We start from the raw sequence: 22809 nt of genomic DNA on the forward strand, positions 1-22809 counted from the left end.
CGCAATTGGGAATGGCAAGACGTGGCTGTGCGCAAGCGGCCGCGGCTTAAGAAGACAGTCGTTTCGAACCAATATGAAAGGGGTGGAAACATGAACAAAAATGAGCTCGTGTCTGCCGTTGCCGAGAAGGCCGGTCTTTCCAAGGCCGATGCGTCTTCCGCTGTTGATGCAGTGTTTGAGACCATTCAGGGTGAACTGAAGAACGGCGGCGACATTCGTCTCGTCGGCTTCGGCAACTTCTCCGTGACCCGCCGCGAAGCGAGCAAGGGCCGCAACCCGTCGACGGGTGCGGAAGTTGACATCCCGGCACGCAACGTGCCGAAGTTCACGGCCGGTAAGGGCCTGAAGGACGCCGTCAACTAATCGGACGTGTCGAGGTCCGAAAGGGCCTCGAGATGCCGCGCGGTCCGGGTCGGCGGCGACGCCAAAGAGGCCGCAAGCAAGTTCATGTTCCATCTGCCGCCTTCCTTCCAGGATCGCCGGCAGGTTGATTGGGGCCCGGTCGATCCGGGCCTCTTTTCATTTAACCTCCGCTGTCATCGGGCTGTTACAGGACGGTTGCACAAGCCTCCCATCCGGAGGTGGACGAATTGCGACTCCGGACGCGAACGCGGTGTCGGAAGGCCTGATCTCCGGGCGCGCGCCGCGACAGGAGGGATAAATGAGGGCTTTTTCCATCACAGCCGCCTTGGCGGCGGCACTCGCCGCATCGACGGCGCCGGCCGCTCAGGCCGAACAGGTCTTTAACCGCATTGCATCCTTTGCGGTCGCCGGCAACTTGCCCGAAGGCGCCGACCAAAAGGCACCGACCTCAGCGGAAATCATTGCCGCCAGCGAGGACGGCAACACGCTCATCTATACGGACAGCCCCGGCAAGCGTATCGGCTTCATCGATATCACCGACGCCCGCGCGCCGAAGGCCGGCGGCATCGTTTCCTTCGAGGGCGAGCCGACGTCGGTCGCTGTCGCCGGCCCGAAGGCGCTGGTCGCCGTCAACACCCGTGAAAGTTTCACCAAGACCTCCGGCCTGCTTGCCGTCGTCGATGTCGCGACGAAAAAGATCGACGCCACCTGCGATCTCGGTGGCCAGCCGGATTCCGTCACCGTCAACAAGGACCGGACGCTGGCGGCGATCGCCATCGAGAACGAGCGCGACGAGGACGTCAACGACGGTGAGATCCCGCAGCTGCCGGCCGGCGATCTCGTGATCCTGTCGCTGAAGGACGGCGTTGCCGATTGCGCGACGATCAAGCATGTGACGCTCACCGGCCTTGCCGAAGTCGCCGGCGACGATCCGGAGCCGGAATTCGTCGCGTTCAACGGCAAGGCCGAGATTGCGCTGACGCTGCAGGAAAACAATCACATCGTGATCATCGACGGCAAATCAGCGGCCGTGAGGGCGCATTTTTCCGCCGGTACGGCGGACCTCAAGAATGTTGACGCGAAGCGTGACGGCGCCATTTCGTTTGCGAGCGATCTGACCGGCGTCAAGCGCGAGCCGGATGCCGTGAAGTGGCTCGACGACAACCGTCTGGTCGTCGCCAATGAGGGCGACTACGAAGGCGGCTCGCGCGGCTTCACGATCTTCGACGTCACCGGCAAGGTGCTGTTCGAGTCCGGTGCAAGCCTGGAGCACGCCATCGCTGCCGTCGGCCACTACCCGGAAAAGCGCTCTTCGGCGAAGGGCATCGAGCCGGAAGGCATGGAAACGGCGCAGTACGGCGACGACAAGCTGTTCTTCGTGCTTTCCGAGCGCGCCTCGATCGTCGGCGTCTACAAGGACACCGGTGCCGAGCCGCAACTGCTGCAGCTGCTGCCGTCCGGGGTTTCGCCCGAGGGCGCGGTCGCCATTCCCGGCCGCAATCTGTTCGCCACCGCCAACGAGGTCGATCTCGTCGAGGACGGCGGCGCGCGGGCGCATGTGATGATTTACGCGCGCGGCGAGGGGGAGGCCATCTACCCGCAGATTCGCTCCGCCGAGAAGGACGGTCTGCCGATCGGGTTCGGCGCCCTTTCCGGCCTGGCGGCCGTCGGCGACAAGCCGGGCTTCCTGCGGGCGGTGAACGACTCCGTTCTTTCGTCGCAGCCGACGATTTTTGCGATCGACGCGACGCAGAAGCCGGCGGTGATCACCGAGGCACTGCCGATCACCCGCGATGGCGCAGCCGCGCAAAAGCTCGATATTGAAGGCATTGCCAATGATGGCGAAGGCGGCTTCTGGCTGGCGTCGGAAGGCGACTCGGACAAGCTTTACAGCCACGCACTCCTTCACGTGAACAAGAAGGGCGAAATCAAACAGGAGATCGCTCTTCCGGCGGAGCTGCGCGCCAACGAAATCCGCTCCGGCTTCGAAGGAATCACCGCGGTCGGCGAAGGCGACGGCCTCACGCTCTGGATGGCGGTCCAGCGCGAGTGGAAGGACGACGAGAAGGGCTTCGTCAAGCTCGTCGCCTACAAGCCGGCGACGAAAGAGTGGGGCGCAGTGCGCTATCCGCTCGACAAGTCCGAAGCCGGCTGGGTCGGTCTTTCGGAGATCTCCGTCCACGGCGACTATGCCTATCTGATCGAGCGCGACAATCTGATCGGCGAAGCCGCGAAGCTCAAGAAGCTCTATCGTGTGGCGCTCACCGAGCTGAAGCCCGCTGCGCTCGGCGGCGAACTGCCGGCCGTCAAAAAGGAAGAGGTGCGCGACCTCATTCCTGACCTGAAGTCGCTGAACGGCTATGTAGTCGACAAGGTGGAGGGCTTCACGGTCGACGCCGCTGGAAACGGCTATGTCGTTACCGACAATGACGGCGTCGACGACGCGTCCGGCGAGACCCTGTTCTTCTCCATCGGCGCAATCAACGCGATGTAAGCGTCGGGCCAGGAGAAAACGGAAGAGGCCGGGGCATGACGTCCCGGCCTCTTCCTTTGTACCAAGTTCGGTTGTGCCTGCGGGGTTACCGCGCGGCAGCGATGTCTGCCTCTTCCTTCGCTTCCTTGCGCTTGCGGATCTCGTCGGTCTTGTCGACGAGCCTGCTGACGATGTCGTAGAGCTGATCGAGCTGCTCGTCGTCGAGCGCCGAGAAGATTTCCTCGATAAGCTGCTTGCGCGGATGTTCCGCCGCCTGGAGGACGGCACGGCCCGTCTCGGTAATCGAGACGATCTTGGCGCGGCGATCGTCCGGATCGGGCTTGCGCATCACCAGGCGATCGCGCTCCAGCCCGTCGATCGCCTCCGTCACGGTCCTGGGGGCGAAGTTCAACGCGCAGGCGATGTCGGTCGAGCGGCACGGGCCGAGCTTGCTCAGGAAGAACAGGAACTTGCTTCGGGCAAGTGACACACCTTCCTCGGTCATCGACTCGTTCACCAGGCGATGGACGCGATGGTAGAGTTCGAACAGTTTGTCGGAGACTTCGAATGTGTTCTTCATGAAAGCCGTTGCGATATGGTGAGGTGCCATGTCAAATGGCAGTTAGACTATATTTAGTGACGGCCGCGGTATTTGTCGACAAAAACCTCCTGATTCTTACGGTCGACGTCCTTTGAAAAGAAACGGCCCCCGAATCCGAGAGCCGTTGATCTTTCCGAGGCGAAGAACTGCTGTCCCTGCTGTTAAGCGGCGTGGCGTGGCCGCGACGCCCAAGCGCCGGCGCGGTCCGCGTCGGCGAGAGTGAACCGATCGATCAATTCGCGCAGACGACCCGCCTCCTGTGCCAGGGTCGCGCTGGCCGCATTGGCTTCCTCGACCATCGCGGCGTTCTGCTGCGTCACCTGATCCATCTGATTGACCGCCATGTTGACTTCGGAAAGCCCTGCGGACTGCTCCTGGGCCGAAACGGCGATCGCGTCCATATGTTCGTTGATCGTAACGATAAGGCTCTCGATGGTGCGCAGGGCTTCGCCCGTTTCGCGCACGAGCCGGACGCCGCTTTCGACCTCGTTCGCCGAATTGCGGATCAGTTCCTTGATCTCCTTGGCCGCCTTGGCCGAGCGCTGGGCGAGCTCTCGCACCTCCTGTGCAACGACGGCAAAGCCCTTGCCGGCTTCGCCGGCGCGTGCCGCTTCCACCCCGGCATTGAGCGCCAAAAGGTTGGTCTGGAAGGCGATCTCGTCGATGACACCGATGATGTTGGAGATCTGGCTGGAGGAATGCTCGATTCGCCCCATCGCGTCGACGGCGCCGGAGACGATCGCGCCGGACTTGCGTGCACTCTCGTTCGCCTGGCTCGCCACGGCGCGGGCCTCGTTGGTGCGCTTCGAGGAGTTGGAGACATTGACGGTGATCTGGTCGAGCGCGGCGGCGGTCTCCTCGAGCGATGCCGCCTGTTGTTCGGTCCGTCGCGACAGGTCGTCGGCACTGTGGCTCACCTCACGGGCGCCGCCGTCGATGCTGCTCGAACTCGTCGCGACGGCGGAGAGCGTGTCGGCAAGCTGGGCGACCGCCTGGTTCAGGTCGTGCCGAAGGGGCTCGAAATCGGGCGCAAAAGCCTCGTCGAGCTGGAAGGCGAGGTCGCCGCCGGCCAGCCGCCGCAGTCCGCTTGCAAGCCCGGCCGTCGCTTCTTCGAGACGCCGCTGCGCCGCCGCTTCGGCCTCCTCGGTCACTCTCTGGCGTTCGCTCTCGGATGCGGCGCGCTGGATACGGGCTTCCTCCTCGAGCTTCTGGTTGGTGATTGCAGCCTGCCGAAAAATTTCGACGGCGCGGGCCATTTCACCGATCTCGTCCTTCCGGCCGCCATAGGGGATGCCGCTTGCCGTATCGCCCCCGGCAAGCTTCGCCATCGACGCCGTGATGATCCGGATCGGACGTGCGACGCCGCGTATGGCGTAGGCGACCGCGCCCAGAATGACGAGGGCAGCGAAAGCGATGACCGCGGTTTCGGTGGTCATGGCTTCCTTGTGCGTTGCGGCACTGGCGGCGACGGCGGCGCCGGTGCCGGCAAGATTTGCGGCAAGCACGTCGTCGATCGCCGCATCGACCTTCTTTTCGGCTGCCGCCATCTCGACTTTGAAGACGCTCTGGGCCTTCATGTTCTCGAGGTTGTTGGAATATTTCAGCATGGCATCGGCGTCCGACAGATAGGCCTGGTAGGTCGCATGCACCTTTGCGAGCGCCTCCTTGTCGGCATCCGATGTCGCAAGGACCGCATAGTCTTCCGAAAGCTTGCCGAAGCCTGCGACAGTTTCGCCGATCACCTTTTCCGCCCGTTTCTTCTCGAACGGAGTGAGCGAGATCAGGTGCCGGGCGAAGGCCATCCGGGTGTCCGAAAGCTGAGTCTCCAGCGCCCGGGCCAGCGAGACGCGCGGCAGCCAGCTGGCGGCGAGTTCGTTGTTCCGCTCGTTCAGCATGCGGATGCTGTTCATCGAGGAGAGGGCAAGCGCTGCGACGATGGCGACGACCACTACGAAAAGACCGATCAGCGTATGCGAAATCTTCAGGCGGGACATGGACAACTCCGGAATAGCGTCCGCGAAACTTGGGGTGAACTGTTCCGGCTCTTGATCGTCATGACGGAGCGGATGCAGAAGCAGGAATCATTCCGGTGCTGAAAATGCTCAATGCGTTTCCATCGCGAAAACTACCGAGCAAGGCGTTACAAAACCGCTAATCGGCGAGCCCGGCGGATGCTGAAGCGGCGCTCTCGGACGGCTGCGCGACGTTGCCCACAACTCAGTTGGGCCCCGTCAGCCCGCGTCGTTGACGGCAGGGGCAGGGCCGGCCATGGTCGGTCATGCCTTTCCGATTTATCCATACCGCAGATCTCCATCTCGATTCGCCCTTGCGCAGCCTGGCGCTCCGCAACGAGGAGCTCGCCGGGATCGTGCGGGGTGCCACCCGCAATGCCCTCGTGCGTATCGTCGATCTCTGCATCGCCGAAAGCGTCGACGCGCTGCTGATCGCCGGCGATCTCTATGACGGCAATCAGACGTCGATGAACACGGCGCTCTTCCTCGCCGGTGAGCTGCGCCGTCTCGACGAGGCGGGCATCCGCACCTTCATCATCCGCGGCAACCATGATGCCCAGTCGCAGGTGACGCGCGAGCTGACGCTGCCGGCGTCGGTGCATGTCTTCAGCGGCCGCGGCAAGCCGGTGCTCGCCAAGACTCTGGAAAACGGCAGAGCCGTTCACATTCACGGCATGAGCTTTGCCGACCCGCACGCGCCGGAAAGCCTGCTGCCGCATTTCCAGCCTCCCATCGCGGATGCCATCAACATCGGCATGCTGCACACGAGCCTCGCCGGCTCGGCGGGGCACGACCCCTATGCGCCCTGCAGCGTCGCCGATCTGGAGCGGCATGGCTATGACTATTGGGCTCTCGGACACGTGCACCAGCGGCAGGTCCACGGCGTCAAACCATGCATCGTCATGTCGGGCATGCCGCAGGGCCGGGATATCAACGAATCGGGCGTGAAGGGCGTCACCCTTGTCACGATCGACCACGACGGTGAGGTGACGCTGGAAGAGCGGGCGGTGGGTGCGGCTGTGTTCGAGCGCGTGTCGATCGACCTGACCGGGACGGCGGACTGGCGCGACATGCTGGAGGTCGCCGGCCGGCAGCTCGGTCTGATTCGAAAGGGTCTGCCGGAAGCCGATCTCATCCTGCGGATCACGCTGAACGGTACGACGCCGCTTTCCTGGCGGCTGCGGCGGGATTTCGACCTGCTGCAGGGAGAGCTGGCGAATATCGCCGCCGGGCTCGGCCGATGCTGGGTCGAGAAGATCGAGACCCAGTTTGCAAATTGCAGCAAGCATGCAGGGCCTATCGCTGCCGATCCGATCGGCGAACTGACGGCACTCGTCGAGACCGAAGTGTTGTCGGCCTTCGCCTACCGCGCCGACATGCGCGCCGTCGCCGAGGAGCTGCTGCCGCATCTGCCTGTCGAACTGCGGCATCTGCTTGCCGGGGACGAGGGCATGCTCGACAAGCTGGTGGAGAATGCCGCGCTTTCAGGTAGCGCCGATGTCCTGTCGCATCTCCATGGCCGCAGCCTCGTCGAGGGCATCGACTGATGCGGCTGCAACAGCTGGATCTCGTCCGCTACGGCAAGTTCACTGAACGAAGCCTCGATTTCGGCACTGCCCAGCGGGGAGAGCCAGATTTCCACTTGATCTACGGCCCGAACGAGGCGGGCAAATCGACCCTGTTCTCGGGCTTCCTCGACCTGCTCTTCGGCATCGAACGCATGAGCCCCTACGGCTTCCTGCATCCCTACCAGACAATGCGGATCGGCGGCGTTGTCGAGGCTGGCGGCAAGAGACATCACGCCTATAGGATCAAGCGGAACGCCAACAGCCTTGTCGGTCCCGACGAGCAGCCGCTGCCGGACAACCTCTTCTCCTCGGCGCTCGGATCGATCGACCGGGATACCTACCGCATGATGTTCTCGCTCGACGACGACAGCATCGAGGAAGGCGGGGAAGCCATCCTAAAGAGCGAAGGCGAACTCGGGTCGCTGCTCTTCTCGGCAAGTTCGGGTCTGCCGGACAGCAGTGCGGTGCTTGCCAATCTGCGCACCGAAGCGGACGCCTTCTTTCGCCCCCAGGCGCGCAAGCATCAGCTTGCGGAGCTGAAGGCGGAGCTCGATGCCCTGAAATCCCAGCGCAAAGCAGTGGACGTCAACGCGCGCGAATATGCCGAACTTCGCAAGACGCTGACGAAAGCCCGCGACCGCCACGATGCAGCAGCGCGACAGCGCGCCGAACTGCGCGTGCGCCGGGATCGGCTGCGCGCCGAGCTCGAATCCCTGCCGCTCCTTGCAAGGCTCAACCTTGCACGGGAAGAGCTTGCCGGCAGGCAGGCCTTGCCGGTGCCGCCGCAGGAATGGTGGAACGATCTGCCGGCCCTCCGCCGCCGGGAGGTCGAAATCGCTACCCGGCTCCGGCAACTGGACGAGGAACTGGCGCAGCGCCGGGCGGAGCTCGAGGATCTGCCGCGGGACGAAGAGGCGCTTGCGCTCGCGGGACGCTTCGAGGCGTTGCGCGAATCGGCACTCGACGCCCGCTACCAGACGGCCGCCCGCGATATGCCGTCGCGCCTCGACGAATTGGCAAGGGTCTCCGCCGAGATTCGTGCCTGCCTCATCCGTCTCGGCGAGGCGGACAATGCCGATCCCGTTTCGCTGGTGCTGCCGACTGCCCGCGCTGCCCGGCTGCAGGAACTGGTTCGCCAGCACGCGGGCCTCGCGGAGAAGCTGGCGTCGGCGCGCGGGGAGCTCGACAGCGCCAGACGCGATCGTGCTCAGACCGAACGCGATGCGGAGCGGCTCGGCAACGGTGTCGCCGATACGGGCATTCTGGCCGAACGGCTGCATGTGCTGCGGCAGAGCGATTGCCTTTTGCGCCAGCAGGCCGCGACCAGGGAGGTCGACCGGCTGGCGGCGGCGCTTGCCGATGCCATGGACGGCTTGCGGCCGTTCGCCGGCGATGCGGATGAACTGGCGACGCTGCCCGTTCCCGCGCCCGGCGTGGTCGCCATGTGGAAAGCGGAGGAATCCGCTCTTTCGGAGCGGCGGCTGCGGCTCGACGACCGGATCGGCGACGAGCGCGCGCGCCAGGCGGCAGACGAGGCGCGGCTTGCCGCACTCGCTGCAGACGGCGCTGCAGTGGACGATGCGACCGCAGGCGAGCTGCGCCGGCGCCGGGACCTCGCCTGGCAAGTGCATCGCACCAGCCTCGACAAGCGGACGGCAAGCGCCTTCGAGGCGGCATTGCGGGAGGACGATGCCGCCGCGGCGCTGCGCCTCGCCCATGCCGAGCGGCTGGCTGAGATGCGCGGCCTCACTTTGGCGATTTCCGAAAGGCGCGCGCGACTGCAGGCGCTCGAAGCACAGCGGGAGGCGCTCTCCGAAGAGGGCCAGCGGCTGCACAAAACGGTGGCCGCTGCCGCAAGTGCAAGCGGCTTACCCAACGTCAGGCAAATATCGCAGCTGGAGGCTTGGCTTGCCGCGCGAGCCGCGGCGCTGGCGCTTCGCGCCGAGCTGCGCCCCGCGCACCAGGCGAAAGACCGGGCCGCGTCGGAAGAACAGACGGCGGCACGCGCATTGCGGGGAGAATTGGAGCGCCTGGGCGCGGCGGACCACCTGCCGGACAGCTTTGACGAGCTCCTCGTTGTTGCGGAACGGGTCGTCTCCCGCGCGCAAGCGGCATCGGCGGCCCACAGCACGGCAGTGGCACAGCTTCACCGCGCCACGGAAGCTATGGAAAACCGGGAGACGGTTCTCGCCGCCGCCGAGGCCGCCATGATCCGCTGGGAAGAGGCGTGGGCGGAGGCGCTCGCCGCGACCTGGCTTGCCGGCCGCGCCGACCGGCCGGCTCCGCACGAAATCGGCCCGGTGCTCGCGGTCCTGCAGGACTTCGACAAGCTCATGCAGAAGAAGGGCGAGCTCGACCATCGCATTGCCGGCATGCGGAAAGACCAGGCGAGCTTTGCCGAGGCGATCGTGGATCTCGCCCACGACGCCGGAGAGCAGGGCGATCCGCTCGCGCTTTATGCGTCGCTGCGCGACCGCATCGCCGCCGCACAGCGCCAGGAAGAGCGCCGCCTCGAAGCCTTGGGCAGCATCGAACGTCTAGAGGAGGCGCTTCGGCTGCTGCGCAGCGAGGAGCGGCAGCACCTGGCGATGAAGCAGGTGATGTTCGACTTCTTCGGATGCGAAACGTTGGAGGAGGCCGGACTTCGCCTGGAGGCCGTTCGCGAGCAGGAGCGGCAACGGCTGAGATGCGCCGAGCTTGAACAGGATCTGTTGACCCGGCTCGGCACTGCCACGACCGGAGAAGCCGAATCCATCCTCGCTGGCGTGGACGAGCCCGAGCTCAGGCTTGAACTCACCCGGCTGGAGGAAGCGATCGACGTCATCGATCGCGACGTCAGCGAGTTGCACGCGGAAGTCAGAAACAAGGAAAGGGCGCTTGCCGAGATCGAGGGTGGCGACCGGGTGGCCGAACTCGAGCAGAAGCAGCGAACCATCCTGCTCGAGATCGAGCACAAGGCGGTCGGCTATCTGCGGCTCAAGGCCGGCGTCGTTGCCGCCGAACACGCGCTGAGGCTGTTTCGCGAGCGCCATCGCAGTGCCATGATGCAACGCGCCTCGCGGACCTTTTCGCATATCAGCGGCGGCGAATATGCCGGGCTTTCGACCCAGGCGGAAAAGGGGCAGGAATTCCTGATCGCCAACACGGCGGCGGGCGGCTCGAAGCTCGCCGGCGACCTCTCGAAAGGCACCCGCTTCCAGCTCTACCTTGCCTTGAGAATGGCCGGCTACCACGAGGTCGCCGCGGCCCGCGAGACGCTGCCCTTCATCGCAGACGACATCATGGAAACGTTCGACGACAACCGCGCTGGCCGCGCCTTCGATCTGATGGCGGAGATGGCCCGCGTCGGCCAGGTGATCTATCTGACGCACCACGAGCACCTTTGCGACATCGCCCGCAGCGCCTGCCCCGGGGTAAGACTTCACAGGCTGTAGCGACTGGGCGGAAAAACGCTAAGGTGCTTCCGATTGCGCCCGCATGGTGCGCGACGTGATTTCACGCGTATGCCAAGAGGAGGTTCGAATGGAAATCTTTGAGTGTGGCTCGAGACCCTCGTCGCGCGGACCGTCCGACTATTTTCAGGGATCCGTACGCATCGACCCGGCCTTCGAGGCACCCGCGCCGGCCCGGGTAAGAGGAGCGACGGTCACCTTCGAGCCCGGCGCCCGCACCGCCTGGCACACCCACCCGCTCGGCCAGACGCTCATCGTCACCGCCGGCCGCGGCCTTGCGCAAAGCTGGGGCGGCGAACTCCGCGAAATCCGCGCCGGCGACGTCGTCTGGTTCCCGCCGGGCGAAAAACACTGGCACGGCGCCGCCGCCGACACGGGAATGACCCATATCGCCATTCAGGAGGCGCTCGACGGCAAGGTCGTCGATTGGCTGGAGCATGTGACGGACGAGCAGTCTCGCGGGGGGTGATGAGCCGAATGGCAACGATCGTAGCCACTTACGGTGAATTGCTAATGCTTTGGATAATGGTGGGCGATGAGAGACTCGAACTCCCGACATCCTCGGTGTAAACGAGGCGCTCTACCAACTGAGCTAATCGCCCTTTCGCGTGCCGGACCGCTGTCCGCCGCGTCGGTGGGCGTGATCTATGCGCAACCGGCAAAAACCGCAAGAGCATTCGATCGATTTTTTTGATTTTTTTGCGAGCGGGTCGGCGAGCGCGGGATCGGGCGCTGCCGGCGCTGTGGACAGGAGAGGGGGGCGGCGCCGACGGTAGCGACGTCGCGGCGTCCGGGTAGCGAGAGAGGGGGCTTCGACCGTCCCGCCCTATGCGGATTTTCTCATTTGGGCAGCCTGTGGGTCAAAATTCTCTCCGTCACGGATTTGTCTTCAAACACGCTTGACACCCCAGGGCGAACCGCTTAGTTAGCCGCTCATCGAAACGGCAGGGCCGCTTTGATAAAGGGGTGCGCGAGCGCCCCGGCCAGTCAAGAGAAGCGGGTGTAGCTCAGTCGGTTAGAGTGCCGGCCTGTCACGCCGGAGGTCGCGGGTTCGAGCCCCGTCACTCGCGCCACTCTTCTTCTGGTGCATCGGCATCCTCAAGGAGTGCCGATGGTGAGATAATGGCCTGCCATGGCCATGATGCGCGGGTGTAGCTCAGTCGGTTAGAGTGCCGGCCTGTCACGCCGGAGGTCGCGGGTTCGAGCCCCGTCACTCGCGCCATTTCTCCTCACACCATGCTTCAGTGTCAGTCGGCCGTTTTTGCATTGCCGCAATGCGGTCTCGGCATGGCTCTTGCGGGGAGGGGCGACCGGTTCCCAGGATTCCGTGTTCCACTGTGTCAACTGTGAGAAAGTGCCGTTCAAACCTGTGCCGCGAACCGGTTTAAATGCCTCGTCGAGGCTTGCGCATGGGCGCGGCCTGCGCTAACCACTCTGGCGTTGCAACATGATTTTCGGCCTGCGGCATTCGTTGTTCGAGCGCTTCTCCCAAGGCGCTTCGCAGGCAGGGACGGATAACAATGACAGAACTTCTCGGTTCCTATGTTCCGATCGCGATTTTCATTGGAATCGCTCTTGTGATCGGTCTCGCACTCCTGATCGCTCCCTTCGCAGTTGCCTTCAAGGCGCCCGATTCGGAAAAGCTCTCGGCCTATGAGTGCGGCTTCAATGCGTTCGACGACGCCCGCATGAAGTTCGACATCCGCTTCTATCTTGTGTCGATCCTCTTCATCATCTTCGACCTGGAAGTCGCCTTCCTCTTCCCCTGGGCGGTTTCGTTCAAGGCGATGGGCTGGTTCGGCTTCTGGTCGATGATGGTCTTCCTCCTGGTCCTGACGGTCGGCTTTATCTATGAATGGAAAAAGGGAGCGCTGGAATGGAACTAGCATCCGGCACCACGCTCATTGCGCCGCAGCCGAAGGGCATCATCGATCCCGCGACCGGCAAGCCGATCGGCAGCAATGACGCATTCTTCGGCGAGATCAACAACGAGCTCGCCGACAAGGGCTTCCTCGTCACCTCGACCGACGAGCTGATCAACTGGGCGCGCACCGGTTCGCTGATGTGGATGACCTTCGGTCTCGCCTGCTGCGCCGTCGAAATGATGCAGATGTCGATGCCGCGCTACGATGCCGAACGCTTCGGCTTCGCGCCGCGCGCCTCGCCGCGCCAGTCCGACGTCATGATCGTCGCCGGCACGCTGACCAACAAGATGGCGCCGGCGCTGCGCAAGGTCTACGACCAGATGCCCGAGCCGCGCTACGTCATCTCGATGGGCTCCTGCGCCAATGGCGGCGGCTATTATCACTATTCCTATTCGGTGGTGCGCGGCTGCGACCGCGTCGTGCCCGTCGATATCTACGTGCCAGGCTGTCCTCCCACGGCAGAAGCGCTGCTCTATGGCGTGCTTCTGCTGCAGAAGAAGATCCGCCGGACCGGCACCATCGAGCGCTAAGGCAGGGGGTTCTTTTCAATGAGTGAAGCCCTGAACGAGCTTGCGACCTATCTTCGGGAAGCACGCGGATCGCTGATTGCCGACGCGGCGATGAAATATGGCGAGTTGACGCTGACGGCGACGGCCGACAACGTCATCGAACTCCTGACCTTCCTGCGCGACGATCCGCGATGCGGCTTTGTGAGCTTTATCGATGTCTGCGGCGTCGACTATCCGCAGCGGCCGGATCGTTTCGATGTCGTCTACCACCTGCTGTCGCCGCGCCAGAACCTGCGCGTCCGCGTCAAGGTCGCGACCGGCGACGGCGAGCCCGTGCCGTCGGCAACCTCCGTCTACCCTGGCGCCGACTGGTTCGAGCGTGAAGCCTACGACATGTACGGCATTCTCTTCACCGGCCACCCGGATCTGCGCCGTATCCTCACCGACTACGGCTTCGAAGGTTATCCGCTGCGCAAGGACTTCCCGCTGACCGGCTTCGTCGAGGTTCGCTACGACGATGAAGTTAAGCGGGTGGTCTATGAACCCGTCGAACTGAGACAGGAATTCCGCAACTTCGATTTCCTTTCGCCCTGGGAAGGCACGGAATACGTGCTGCCCGGCGATGAAAAGGCGAAGGCACGGTGAGATAAGTCGGCCCGCGGCGATCCCGAGGGGATCCCGTCCGGCCTGGAGCAATCGGTATGACCGAACACAACGTCCGGAACTTCAACATCAACTTCGGTCCGCAGCATCCGGCCGCGCACGGCGTTCTGCGCCTCGTGCTGGAGCTTGACGGCGAAATCGTCGAGCGCGTCGATCCGCATATCGGCCTCTTGCACCGCGGCACCGAGAAGCTGATCGAGGCGAAGACCTATCTGCAGGCGGTGCCCTATTTCGACCGGCTCGACTATGTCGCGCCGATGAACCAGGAGCACGCCTTCGCGCTTGCCGTTGAAAGGCTGACGGGCACCGAAGTGCCGATCCGCGGCCAGCTTATCCGTGTCCTCTACTCGGAAATCGGCCGCATCCTCTCGCATCTCCTCAACGTCACCACCCAGGCCATGGACGTCGGTGCGTTGACGCCGCCGCTCTGGGGCTTCGAGGAGCGCGAGAAGCTGATGGTGTTCTATGAGCGGGCCTGCGGCGCGCGCATGCACTCGGCCTATTTCCGTCCAGGCGGTGTCCACCAGGATCTGCCGCATGAACTGGTCGACGATATCGGCAAGTGGATCGATCCGTTCTTGAAGACGGTCGACGACATCGACGAGCTTCTGACCGGCAACCGCATCTTCAAGCAGCGCAACGTCGATATCGGCGTCGTCAAGCTCGAGGACGCCTGGGCCTGGGGCTTCTCGGGCGTCATGGTGCGCGGTTCGGGTGCCGCCTGGGATCTGCGCCGCGCGCAGCCCTATGAGTGCTACTCCGACATGGAGTTCGACATCCCGATCGGCAAGAACGGCGACTGCTACGACCGCTACCTGATCCGGATGATCGAAATGCGCCAGTCGGCGCGGATCATGCGGCAATGCGTCGATCGCCTGCTCGGCGACGCTAAGGTCGGACCGGTTTCTTCGCTCGACGGCAAGATCGTGCCGCCAAAGCGCGGCGAGATGAAGCGCTCGATGGAGGCGCTGATCCACCACTTCAAGCTCTATACCGAGGGCTATCACGTGCCGGCCGGCGACGTTTATGCCGCGGTCGAGGCGCCGAAGGGCGAGTTCGGTGTCTATCTGGTCTCCGACGGCACCAACAAGCCCTATCGCTGCAAGATCCGTGCGCCGGGCTATGCGCATCTGCAGGCGATGGATTTCCTCTGTCGCGGACACCAGCTCGCCGATGTTTCGGCCGTGCTGGGCTCCCTCGATATCGTGTTCGGCGAGGTGGATCGCTGATGCGTCTGGCGCCGCTTGCCGTTCTCGGGTTTCTCGCGCTGAGCCCTGCCGCCGTCGCTCAGGAGGATGTCGCCAGCACGTCCTCCTCCGGGCTGCATGGCGGCTCCATGGCCGCGCTCCTGTCGAAGGGATACGAGATCAAGGCAGCCGTCGCCAACGGCACGCGCTACATCGTGTTCATGCAGAAAGACCAGTCCGCCTATGCCTGCGAATTCGTCACGCTGACGAAATCGCGGTGCGGTTCGATTAATTGATAAGGTGTCCACTAGAATGTCCGTTCGTCGACTAGCCGAAGACACTGTCCAGCCAGCGAGCTTTGCATTCAGCAAGGAGAACGCGGCCTGGGCCGAGGCAACGATCAACAAATATCCTAAGGGCCGCGAGCAATCGGCGATCATTCCGCTGCTGATGCGCGCCCAGGAACAGGACGGCTGGGTGACGAGGGCGGCCATCGAGTCGATCGCCGACATGCTCGGCATGGCCTATATCCGCGCCCTCGAAGTGGCGACCTTCTACACGCAGTTCCAGTTGAAGCCGGTCGGATCGCGCGCCCATGTGCAGGTCTGCGGCACGACGCCCTGCATGCTGCGCGGTGCGGAAGACCTCATCAAGGTGTGCAAGAAGAAGATCGCCGCCGAGCCCTTCACGCTGAACAGGAGCGGCACGCTCTCCTGGGAAGAGGTCGAATGTCAGGGCGCCTGCGTCAACGCGCCGATGGTGATGATCTTCAAGGACTCTTACGAGGACCTGACGCCCGAGCGGCTCGAGGAAATCATCGACGGCTTCGACGCAGGCAAGGGTGCCGAAATCGAGCCCGGCCCCCAGATCGACCGCATCTTTTCCGCACCGGCCGGCGGGCTGACGACATTGCAGCTCGTGGAAGCGCCTGAAAAGACCAAGGCGCCGGCCCGCGCCAGCAAGGCGAAGGCTGAAGAAGCGGTAAGTGTGCCGCCGTCGAACGCCGCCAAACCGGAGACCGCCGCAGACGTCACCAATCCGGCGCTGAAGACCCCGGCGACCGCGAGGAAAGCGGCGGCGAAGAACGCCAAGGCCGAAGGCGAGACGGTCGACAAGTCCAAGCCGGCGAAGAAGCCGCGGTAAAGAGGTGACCCATGCTGAGAGATGAAGATCGCATCTTTACCAATATCTACGGCCTCAAGGACAGGTCGCTCAAGGGCGCGATGGCGCGCGGCCACTGGGACGGCACCAAGGAGCTGCTCGAGAAAGGTCGCGACTGGATTATCAACGAGGTGAAGGCCTCGGGCCTGCGCGGCCGCGGCGGCGCAGGCTTCCCGACCGGCCTCAAATGGTCCTTCATGCCGAAGGAAAGCGACGGCCGGCCGCATTACCTCGTCGTCAATGCCGACGAGTCGGAGCCCGGTACCTGCAAGGACCGCGACATCATGCGCCACGATCCGCATACGCTGATCGAGGGCTGCGTCGTGGCAAGCTTCGCTATGGGCGCGCACACCGCCTACATCTACGTGCGCGGCGAGTTCATCCGCGAACGCGAGGCGCTGCAGGCCGCGATCGACGAATGCTACGAATACGGCCTGCTCGGCAAGAACAACAAGCTCGGCTACGATATCGACGTCTTCGTCCATCACGGCGCCGGCGCCTATATCTGCGGCGAGGAAACGGCGCTGCTCGAGAGCCTCGAGGGCAAGAAGGGCCAGCCGCGCCTGAAGCCGCCGTTCCCGGCGAATATGGGCCTCTATGGCTGCCCGACGACCGTTAACAACGTCGAATCGATCGCAGTCACGCCGACCATCCTCCGGCGCGGCGCCGGCTGGTACACGAGTTTCGGCCGCCCGAACAACCATGGCACCAAGCTCTATTCGGTCTCCGGCCACGTCAACCGTCCCTGCACGGTCGAGGACGCCATGTCGATCCCGTTCCACGAGCTGGTCGACAAGCACTGCGGCGGCATCCGCGGCGGCTGGGACAATCTGCTCGCCGTCATCCCCGGCGGCTCGTCGGTTCCCTGCGTGCCCGGCGCGCAGATGAAGGACGCCATCATGGACTATGACGGCCTGCGCGAGCTTGGCTCAGGCCTCGGAACGGCGGCCGTCATCGTCATGGACAAGTCGACCGACATCATCAAGGCGATCTGGCGGCTTTCCGCCTTCTACAAGCACGAGAGCTGCGGCCAGTGCACGCCCTGCCGCGAAGGCACCGGTTGGATGATGCGCGTCATGGAGCGCATGGTGCAGGGCCGCGCCCAGAAGCGCGAGATCGACATGCTCTTCGACGTGACGAAGCAGGTCGAAGGCCACACGATCTGTGCGCTTGGCGACGCGGCCGCCTGGCCGATCCAGGGCCTAATCAAGCATTTCCGTCCGGAAATGGAAAAGCGGATCGACGAATATACGCGCAATGCAACGTCGCACGGCGCCGTATTGGAAGCAGCGGAGTAACGAGCGATGGCCGGGACGCGCAATGAAGGACAGGGCATGAAGGCGGCAGTCATTCCTTTTGTGCGGCCCTTGGGCGCCGGCTCGGCCGATCCGTTCGGCATGGCCGAATGGATGAAGACCATGCCGGCCGTTCCGCTGATGGCCAATCCCGTGGCTGCCGTAGCGGCGGCGACGGCGCTCGGCTTCGGCCTGTCGAGCCACTTCGCAGGCGTCATGTTCGGCGCCATGCAGGGGGCTGCAAGCGCTCTGCAGAAGAGCGCCGGCGTGGCCGAACCGGCGGAGATTGCCGGACCGGCACCGACCGTCGAAAAGCCCGAGCCTGTAACGCAGCGGGCTTCGCCGGCGCCGGCGGCCAGCGAGGACCGTCCGGCTCCGGTCGCCCGCGAGTCCAAGCCAGCTCCGGCTGCCCGCGAGGCTCGGCCCGCACCGGCTGCCGTCGCCAAGCCCAAGGCGCGCGCCGCCAGGAAGCCCGTCGCAGCGAAGCCGAAGGGCGGCGTCGCCGACGATCTCAAGCAAATTTCCGGGATCGGCCCGAAGCTCGAACAGGTGCTGAATGGCCACGGCCTTCGTCGGTTCGCCGACATCGCGGCTCTGAGCGAGGCGGATGTCGCGCGGCTCGATGCCGAGTTCGCGCTCGATGGCCGCATCCTGCGGGACGATTGGATCGGGCAGGCAAAGACGCTGATCGGCAAGAGATAACGTGACGGCCGCCCGGTCGTTACCATACCGGAAGAGCCGTGAAGGAATTGTCCGGCGCCGCAGAAGGCAGCCGGACGGAAGACAGGATTGAGTACGAAGATGGCAAAGCTGAAAGTCGACGGAAAAGAGATCGAGGTCCCGGATCATTTCACGCTGCTTCAGGCGTGCGAAGAGGCCGGCGCCGAGGTTCCGCGCTTCTGTTTCCATGAGCGGCTTTCGGTTGCCGGCAATTGCCGCATGTGTCTGATCGAGGTGAAGGGCGGGCCGCCGAAGCCGGCCGCCTCCTGCGCCATGGGCGTGCGCGATCTGCGCCCCGGCCCGAATGGCGAGGCGCCCGAAGTCTTCACGACGACGCCGATGGTCAAGAAGGCCCGCGAAGGCGTCATGGAATTCCTGCTGATCAACCATCCGCTCGACTGCCCGATCTGCGACCAGGGCGGCGAATGCGACCTGCAGGACCAGGCGATGGCCTTCGGCATCGACAGTTCGCGCTATCAGGAAAACAAGCGCGCCGTCGAAGACAAGTATATCGGTCCGCTCGTCAAGACGGTGATGAACCGCTGCATTCACTGCACGCGCTGCGTCCGCTTCACGACGGAAGTGGCGGGCATCGCCGAACTCGGGCTGATCGGCCGCGGCGAAGATGCCGAAATTACCACCTATCTCGAACAGGCGATGACTTCCGAACTGCAGGGCAACGTCGTCGATCTGTGCCCGGTCGGCGCGCTGACCTCGAAGCCCTTCGCCTTCACGGCGCGTCCGTGGGAGCTCAACAAGACCGAATCGATCGACGTCATGGATGCGGTCGGCTCGGCGATCCGCGTCGACACCCGCGGCCGCGAGGTGATGCGCATCATGCCGCGCGTCAACGAGGAGATCAACGAAGAGTGGATTTCCGACAAGAGCCGCTTCATCTGGGACGGGCTGAAGACGCAGCGTCTCGACCGGCCCTATGTGAGAAGGGACGGCCGTCTGCAGGCCGCGACCTGGCGCGAGGCCTTCCAGGCGATCAAGGCTGCCGTCGCTAAGACCTCGGGCGACAAGATCGGTGCGATTGCCGGCGACCTCGCCTCCGTCGAGGAGATGTACGCCCTGAAGGAGCTCATCACTTCGCTGGGCTCTGAGAGCGTCGACTGCCGCCAAGACGGCGCAGCCCTCGATCCGTCGCTCGGCCGCGCAAGCTACCTGTTCAATCCGACGATCCAGGGAATCGAGAGCGCCGACGCGCTGCTCGTCATCGGCTCCAACCCGCGCTTCGAGGCTTCGGTTCTCAATGCGCGCATCCGCAAGCGCTATCGCATGGGCAAGTTCCCGATCGCGGTGATCGGCGAGCGGGGTGAACTGCGTTACGACTATGAGTATCTCGGCGCCGGCACGGAGACGCTCGCTGAGCTCGTTTCCGGCAAGGGCAAGTTCTTCGAGACGCTCAAGAATGCCGAGCGGCCGCTGATCATCGTCGGCCAGGGTGCGCTTGCAGGGGAGGGCGGTTCTGCCGTTCTCGCCAATGCCGCAAAGCTTGCCGTCGCGGTCGGTGCGGCCGGCGGAGAATGGAACGGCCTTGCCGTCCTGCACACGGCGGCATCACGCGTCGGCGGTCTGGACCTCGGTTTCGTTCCCGGCAAGGGCGGCATTTCGGCAGCGCAGATGGCCGGCAGCGCAGAGGTGCTGTTCCTGCTCGGCGCCGACGAGATCGATCTTTCGGCGCGTAAGGGCTTCACGGTCTATATCGGCTCGCACGGCGACAATGGCGCGCATGCGGCGGATGTCATCCTTCCCGGCGCCGCCTATACGGAGAAGTCCGGCACCTGGGTCAACACCGAAGGCCGCGTCCAGGTCGGCAACCGCGCCGGCTTTGCACCGGGAGACGCGCGCGAGGACTGGGCGATCATCCGCGCCCTTTCCGACGTGCTCGGCCGCAGGCTGCCGTTTGATTCGCTTGGGGAATTGCGTGCCAAGCTCTACGCGGCTCATCCGCATTTCGCAGAGGTCGACAGCATCGCCGCAGGAAGCAGCGACGAAATTGCCGCACTTGCGCAAAAAGCCGGTGAGATGGGCAAATCCATGTTTGCGTCTCCGGTCAAAGACTTCTATTTGACGAACCCGATAGCGCGCGCATCCGCCGTCATGGCCGAATGCTCGGCCTTGGCGCGCAACAATTTCAAAGCTGCCGCGGAATGAGCGCGAGGGAATAGAGCATCATGGACGCTTTCATTTCGAGCTACGTCTGGCCCACGGCCATCATGATCGGCCAGTCGCTGCTGCTTCTGGTCGCGCTGCTGGTCTTCATCGCCTATATCCTGCTCGCCGACCGCAAGATCTGGGCCGCCGTGCAGCTTCGCCGCGGTCCTAACGTGGTGGGCCCCTGGGGACTTTTCCAGTCCTTTGCCGACCTTTTGAAATTCGTCTTCAAGGAGCCGGTCATTCCGGCCGGCGCCAACAAGACGATCTTCCTGCTCGCGCCGCTCGTCTCGGTGACGCTGGCGCTTGCCGCCTGGGCCGTCATTCCGCTCAATGCGGGCTGGGTGATCGCGAACATCAATGTCGGCATCCTCTTCGTCTTTGCCATATCTTCGCTCGAGGTTTATGGCATCATCATGGGCGGCTGGGCGTCGAACTCGAAATATCCCTTCCTCGGCGCGCTGCGCTCCGCCGCGCAGATGGTGTCCTATGAAGTCTCGATCGGCTTTGTCATTGTCACGGTGCTGCTCTGCGTCGGTTCGCTCAACCTGACGGACATCGTCAATGCGCAGTCGGACGGCCTTGGAACGATGATCGGCCTGCCGGCCTCCTTCCTCGACTGGCACTGGCTGTCGCTGTTCCCGATGTTCATCGTGTTCTTCATCTCGGCGCTCGCCGAGACGAACCGTCCGCCCTTCGACCTGCCCGAAGCCGAGTCCGAACTCGTCGCCGGCTTCATGGTCGAATACGGCTCCACCCCGTACATGATGTTCATGCTCGGCGAATACGCTGCGATCTGCCTGATGTGCGCGCTGACGACGATCCTGTTCCTCGGCGGTTGGCTGCCGCCGGTCGATATCTGGATCCTGAACTGGGTGCCGGGCATCATCTGGTTCGTGCTGAAGGCCTCGCTCGTGTTCTTCATGTTCGCGATGGTCAAGGCTTTCGTCCCGCGCTACCGCTACGACCAGCTGATGCGTCTCGGCTGGAAGGTCTTCCTGCCGCTGTCGCTGGCGATGGTCGTCATCGTCGCATTCGTTCTGAAGCTCATGGGATGGGCATGATGCCCGCCCGCGCTTCGCTGCATACCGCCGGCCCCTCCCAGGCCGGCAAATTTGGAGGTAAATGATGGCCGGTCTTTCGCAAGCCGTCAGCTCGCTGTTCCTCAAGGAATTCGTCGGCGCATTCCTGCTGTCGATGCGGTATTTCTTCCGGCCGAAGGCGACCGTGAACTATCCCTTTGAAAAGGGCCCGGTCAGCCCGCGCTTCCGCGGCGAGCATGCGCTGCGCCGCTATCCGAACGGCGAAGAACGCTGCATCGCCTGCAAGCTCTGCGAGGCGATCTGTCCTGCCCAGGCCATCACCATCGAGGCCGGCCCGCGCCGCAACGACGGCACCCGCCGCACGGTGCGCTACGACATCGACATGGTGAAGTGCATCTATTGCGGCTTCTGCCAGGAAGCCTGTCCGGTCGATGCCATCGTCGAAGGGCCTAACTTCGAATTCGCCACTGAGACGCGCGAAGAGCTCTATTACGACAAGGAAAAGCTGCTCGCCAACGGCGACCGGTGGGAGCGGGAAATCGCGCGCAACATTGCAATGGACTCGCCCTACCGCTGAGGCCATTTGCGTAAACGCCGCATCGCGCCGCTCGCAAGGGGCACATGCGGAACGGTTTTGGCACTGGCCGGACAGACGTCCGGCTTTGCCTCATGGAGTGAGGGCGGTCGGCCTTCACGCCGAGCAAGACGAAAAAGGCACCGATCATGGGTCTGCAGGCTCTTTTTTTCTATCTCTTCGCCTTCATCGCGGTGGCGTCAGCATTCATGGTCATCGCGGCCAAGAACCCGGTCTATTCGGTTCTGTTCCTGATCCTGACCTTCTTCAATGCGGCCGGCCTCTTCCTGCTGACGGGCGCCGAGTTCCTGGCGATGATCCTGCTGGTGGTCTATGTCGGCGCTGTCGCGGTTCTCTTCCTTTTCGTGGTCATGATGCTCGACATCGACTTCGCCGAACTGCGGGCGGGCGTGCTGGAATACGCGCCGGTCGGTGCGCTGATCGGTCTGATCCTCGCCGCCGAATTGATCATCGTCGTTGGCGGTTCGACCTTCTCGCCGGAGATCGCCAAGGGCATTTCCATGCCGATCCCGGCGGCTACCGAGCGGACCAACACGGCGGCACTCGGGGACGTGCTCTACACCCATTACATCTATTTCTTCCAGATCGCCGGGCTCGTGCTGCTCGTCGCCATGATCGGCGCCATCGTGCTCACCCTGCGTCATCGTGAAAATATCAAGCGCCAGAGCATTCCGCGCCAGGTTGCCCGCTCGCCCGAGACCGCCGTCGAGGTGGTCACGGTCAAGCCGGGGCAGGGCCTTTAATCGGGACGCGAGGTCGAGGGATCGGACATATGGAAATCGGAATCTCCCACTATCTCACCGTCAGCGCCATTCTGTTCACGCTCGGCGTCTTCGGCATCTTCCTCAACCGGAAGAACGTCATCATCATCCTGATGTCGGTCGAGCTAATCCTGCTCGCGGTCAACATCAACATGGTCGCCTTCTCGTGGGTTCTCAAGGACATTACGGGCCAGGTCTTCGCGCTGTTCATTCTGACCGTCGCGGCCGCCGAAGCGGCCATCGGGCTTGCAATTCTCGTCGTCTTCTATCGCAATCGCGGCTCGATCGCCGTCGAAGACGTCAACATGATGAAGGGCTGAC

20 protein-coding genes and 3 tRNA genes are annotated in these 22809 nt (G+C 63.8%); 20 read left to right on the forward strand and 3 right to left on the reverse strand.

Translation table 11 applies throughout. The features are described from left to right. Positions 1-90 precede the first annotated feature (90 nt). Complete coding sequence (gene hupB, locus NXT3_RS06655) at positions 91-363, forward strand: non-specific DNA-binding protein Hbs (protein WP_037389073.1); 273 nt, start codon at positions 91-93, stop codon at positions 361-363. 298 nt (positions 364-661) lie between these two features. Continuing rightward, on the forward strand, positions 662-2857 hold the full coding sequence (locus NXT3_RS06660; RefSeq protein WP_104838994.1) for an esterase-like activity of phytase family protein: 2196 nt from the start codon (positions 662-664) through the stop codon (positions 2855-2857). 85 nt (positions 2858-2942) lie between these two features. On the opposite strand, the gene NXT3_RS06665 is transcribed toward NXT3_RS06660, so the two are convergent. Next, positions 2943-3416, reverse strand: coding sequence for a MarR family winged helix-turn-helix transcriptional regulator (locus NXT3_RS06665; RefSeq protein ID WP_037414095.1), 474 nt, complete (start codon positions 3414-3416; stop codon positions 2943-2945). A 182-nt stretch (positions 3417-3598) separates the two neighbouring features. Continuing rightward, positions 3599-5431: a HAMP domain-containing methyl-accepting chemotaxis protein gene (locus NXT3_RS06670; RefSeq protein WP_104838995.1), complete on the reverse strand. Its 1833-nt coding sequence runs from the start codon at positions 5429-5431 to the stop codon at positions 3599-3601. 284 nt (positions 5432-5715) lie between these two features. Between NXT3_RS06670 and NXT3_RS06675 the strand changes: the two genes are divergently transcribed. From NXT3_RS06675 to NXT3_RS06685, 3 genes are all read left to right on the forward strand, one after another. After that, positions 5716-6996: a metallophosphoesterase family protein gene (locus NXT3_RS06675; protein WP_097526434.1), complete on the forward strand. Its 1281-nt coding sequence runs from the start codon at positions 5716-5718 to the stop codon at positions 6994-6996. Beyond that, positions 6996-10451 (forward strand): ATP-binding protein, encoded by a 3456-nt coding sequence (locus NXT3_RS06680; protein ID WP_104838996.1) that lies wholly within the window; start codon positions 6996-6998, stop codon positions 10449-10451. The genes NXT3_RS06675 and NXT3_RS06680 overlap by 1 nt, the downstream gene beginning before the upstream one ends. Positions 10452-10539: 88 nt before the next feature. Continuing rightward, the gene (locus NXT3_RS06685) at positions 10540-10938 is read left to right on the forward strand and encodes a (R)-mandelonitrile lyase (protein WP_037414104.1); all 399 of its coding nucleotides are present in this window, start codon (positions 10540-10542) and stop codon (positions 10936-10938) included. Positions 10939-10995: 57 nt separating this feature from the next. Here the strand turns inward: NXT3_RS06685 and NXT3_RS06690 are convergent. Continuing rightward, a tRNA-Val gene (locus tag NXT3_RS06690) sits at positions 10996-11071 on the reverse strand. 394 nt (positions 11072-11465) lie between these two features. Here NXT3_RS06690 and NXT3_RS06695 point away from each other — a divergent pair. The 15 genes from NXT3_RS06695 (at position 11466) to nuoK (ending at position 22808) form a co-directional block, all read left to right on the forward strand. Further along, positions 11466-11542: transfer RNA gene (locus NXT3_RS06695), tRNA-Asp, on the forward strand. A gap of 72 nt (positions 11543-11614) precedes the next feature. After that, positions 11615-11691, forward strand: a tRNA-Asp gene (locus NXT3_RS06700). Between the two features lie 298 nt (positions 11692-11989). Then, positions 11990-12355, forward strand: coding sequence for an NADH-quinone oxidoreductase subunit A (locus tag NXT3_RS06705; protein WP_037389059.1), 366 nt, complete (start codon positions 11990-11992; stop codon positions 12353-12355). After that, complete coding sequence (locus tag NXT3_RS06710; RefSeq protein WP_037414105.1) at positions 12346-12924, forward strand: NuoB/complex I 20 kDa subunit family protein; 579 nt, start codon at positions 12346-12348, stop codon at positions 12922-12924. Before NXT3_RS06705 ends, NXT3_RS06710 begins: the two co-directional genes overlap by 10 nt. An 18-nt stretch (positions 12925-12942) precedes the next feature. Further along, positions 12943-13548, forward strand: coding sequence for an NADH-quinone oxidoreductase subunit C (locus tag NXT3_RS06715; protein ID WP_097526432.1), 606 nt, complete (start codon positions 12943-12945; stop codon positions 13546-13548). Between the two features lie 56 nt (positions 13549-13604). Then, positions 13605-14795 (forward strand): NADH-quinone oxidoreductase subunit D, encoded by a 1191-nt coding sequence (locus tag NXT3_RS06720; RefSeq protein ID WP_037414108.1) that lies wholly within the window; start codon positions 13605-13607, stop codon positions 14793-14795. After that, the gene (locus NXT3_RS06725) at positions 14795-15049 is read left to right on the forward strand and encodes a hypothetical protein (protein WP_037389051.1); all 255 of its coding nucleotides are present in this window, start codon (positions 14795-14797) and stop codon (positions 15047-15049) included. The genes NXT3_RS06720 and NXT3_RS06725 overlap by 1 nt, the downstream gene beginning before the upstream one ends. A 16-nt stretch (positions 15050-15065) precedes the next feature. Next, a complete protein-coding gene (nuoE, locus tag NXT3_RS06730) occupies positions 15066-15896 on the forward strand; it encodes an NADH-quinone oxidoreductase subunit NuoE (protein ID WP_097526431.1) in 831 nt (276 codons plus the stop codon). 11 nt (positions 15897-15907) lie between these two features. Beyond that, entirely contained in the window at positions 15908-17212 is a 1305-nt protein-coding gene (gene nuoF, locus NXT3_RS06735; RefSeq protein ID WP_097526430.1) for an NADH-quinone oxidoreductase subunit NuoF, read from the forward strand. Positions 17213-17218: 6 nt separating this feature from the next. Continuing rightward, positions 17219-17911 carry a helix-hairpin-helix domain-containing protein gene (locus tag NXT3_RS06740; protein WP_199773330.1) on the forward strand — a complete coding sequence of 231 codons (693 nt, stop codon included), beginning with the start codon at positions 17219-17221 and terminating at the stop codon, positions 17909-17911. A gap of 99 nt (positions 17912-18010) precedes the next feature. Continuing rightward, entirely contained in the window at positions 18011-20089 is a 2079-nt protein-coding gene (gene nuoG, locus NXT3_RS06745) for an NADH-quinone oxidoreductase subunit NuoG (protein ID WP_097526429.1), read from the forward strand. A gap of 20 nt (positions 20090-20109) precedes the next feature. Next, a complete protein-coding gene (gene nuoH, locus NXT3_RS06750; RefSeq protein ID WP_037414126.1) occupies positions 20110-21153 on the forward strand; it encodes an NADH-quinone oxidoreductase subunit NuoH in 1044 nt (347 codons plus the stop codon). Between the two features lie 64 nt (positions 21154-21217). Further along, a complete protein-coding gene (gene nuoI, locus NXT3_RS06755) occupies positions 21218-21709 on the forward strand; it encodes an NADH-quinone oxidoreductase subunit NuoI (RefSeq protein WP_037414127.1) in 492 nt (163 codons plus the stop codon). Between the two features lie 146 nt (positions 21710-21855). Beyond that, positions 21856-22470 carry an NADH-quinone oxidoreductase subunit J gene (locus tag NXT3_RS06760; protein WP_037414129.1) on the forward strand — a complete coding sequence of 205 codons (615 nt, stop codon included), beginning with the start codon at positions 21856-21858 and terminating at the stop codon, positions 22468-22470. 29 nt (positions 22471-22499) lie between these two features. Then, positions 22500-22808 (forward strand): NADH-quinone oxidoreductase subunit NuoK, encoded by a 309-nt coding sequence (gene nuoK, locus NXT3_RS06765; protein ID WP_037414132.1) that lies wholly within the window; start codon positions 22500-22502, stop codon positions 22806-22808. The last annotated feature ends 1 nt before the right edge of the window (position 22809 follow it).

Source organism: Sinorhizobium fredii, assembly GCF_002944405.1.
GTDB classification, from domain to species: domain Bacteria; phylum Pseudomonadota; class Alphaproteobacteria; order Rhizobiales; family Rhizobiaceae; genus Sinorhizobium; species Sinorhizobium fredii_C.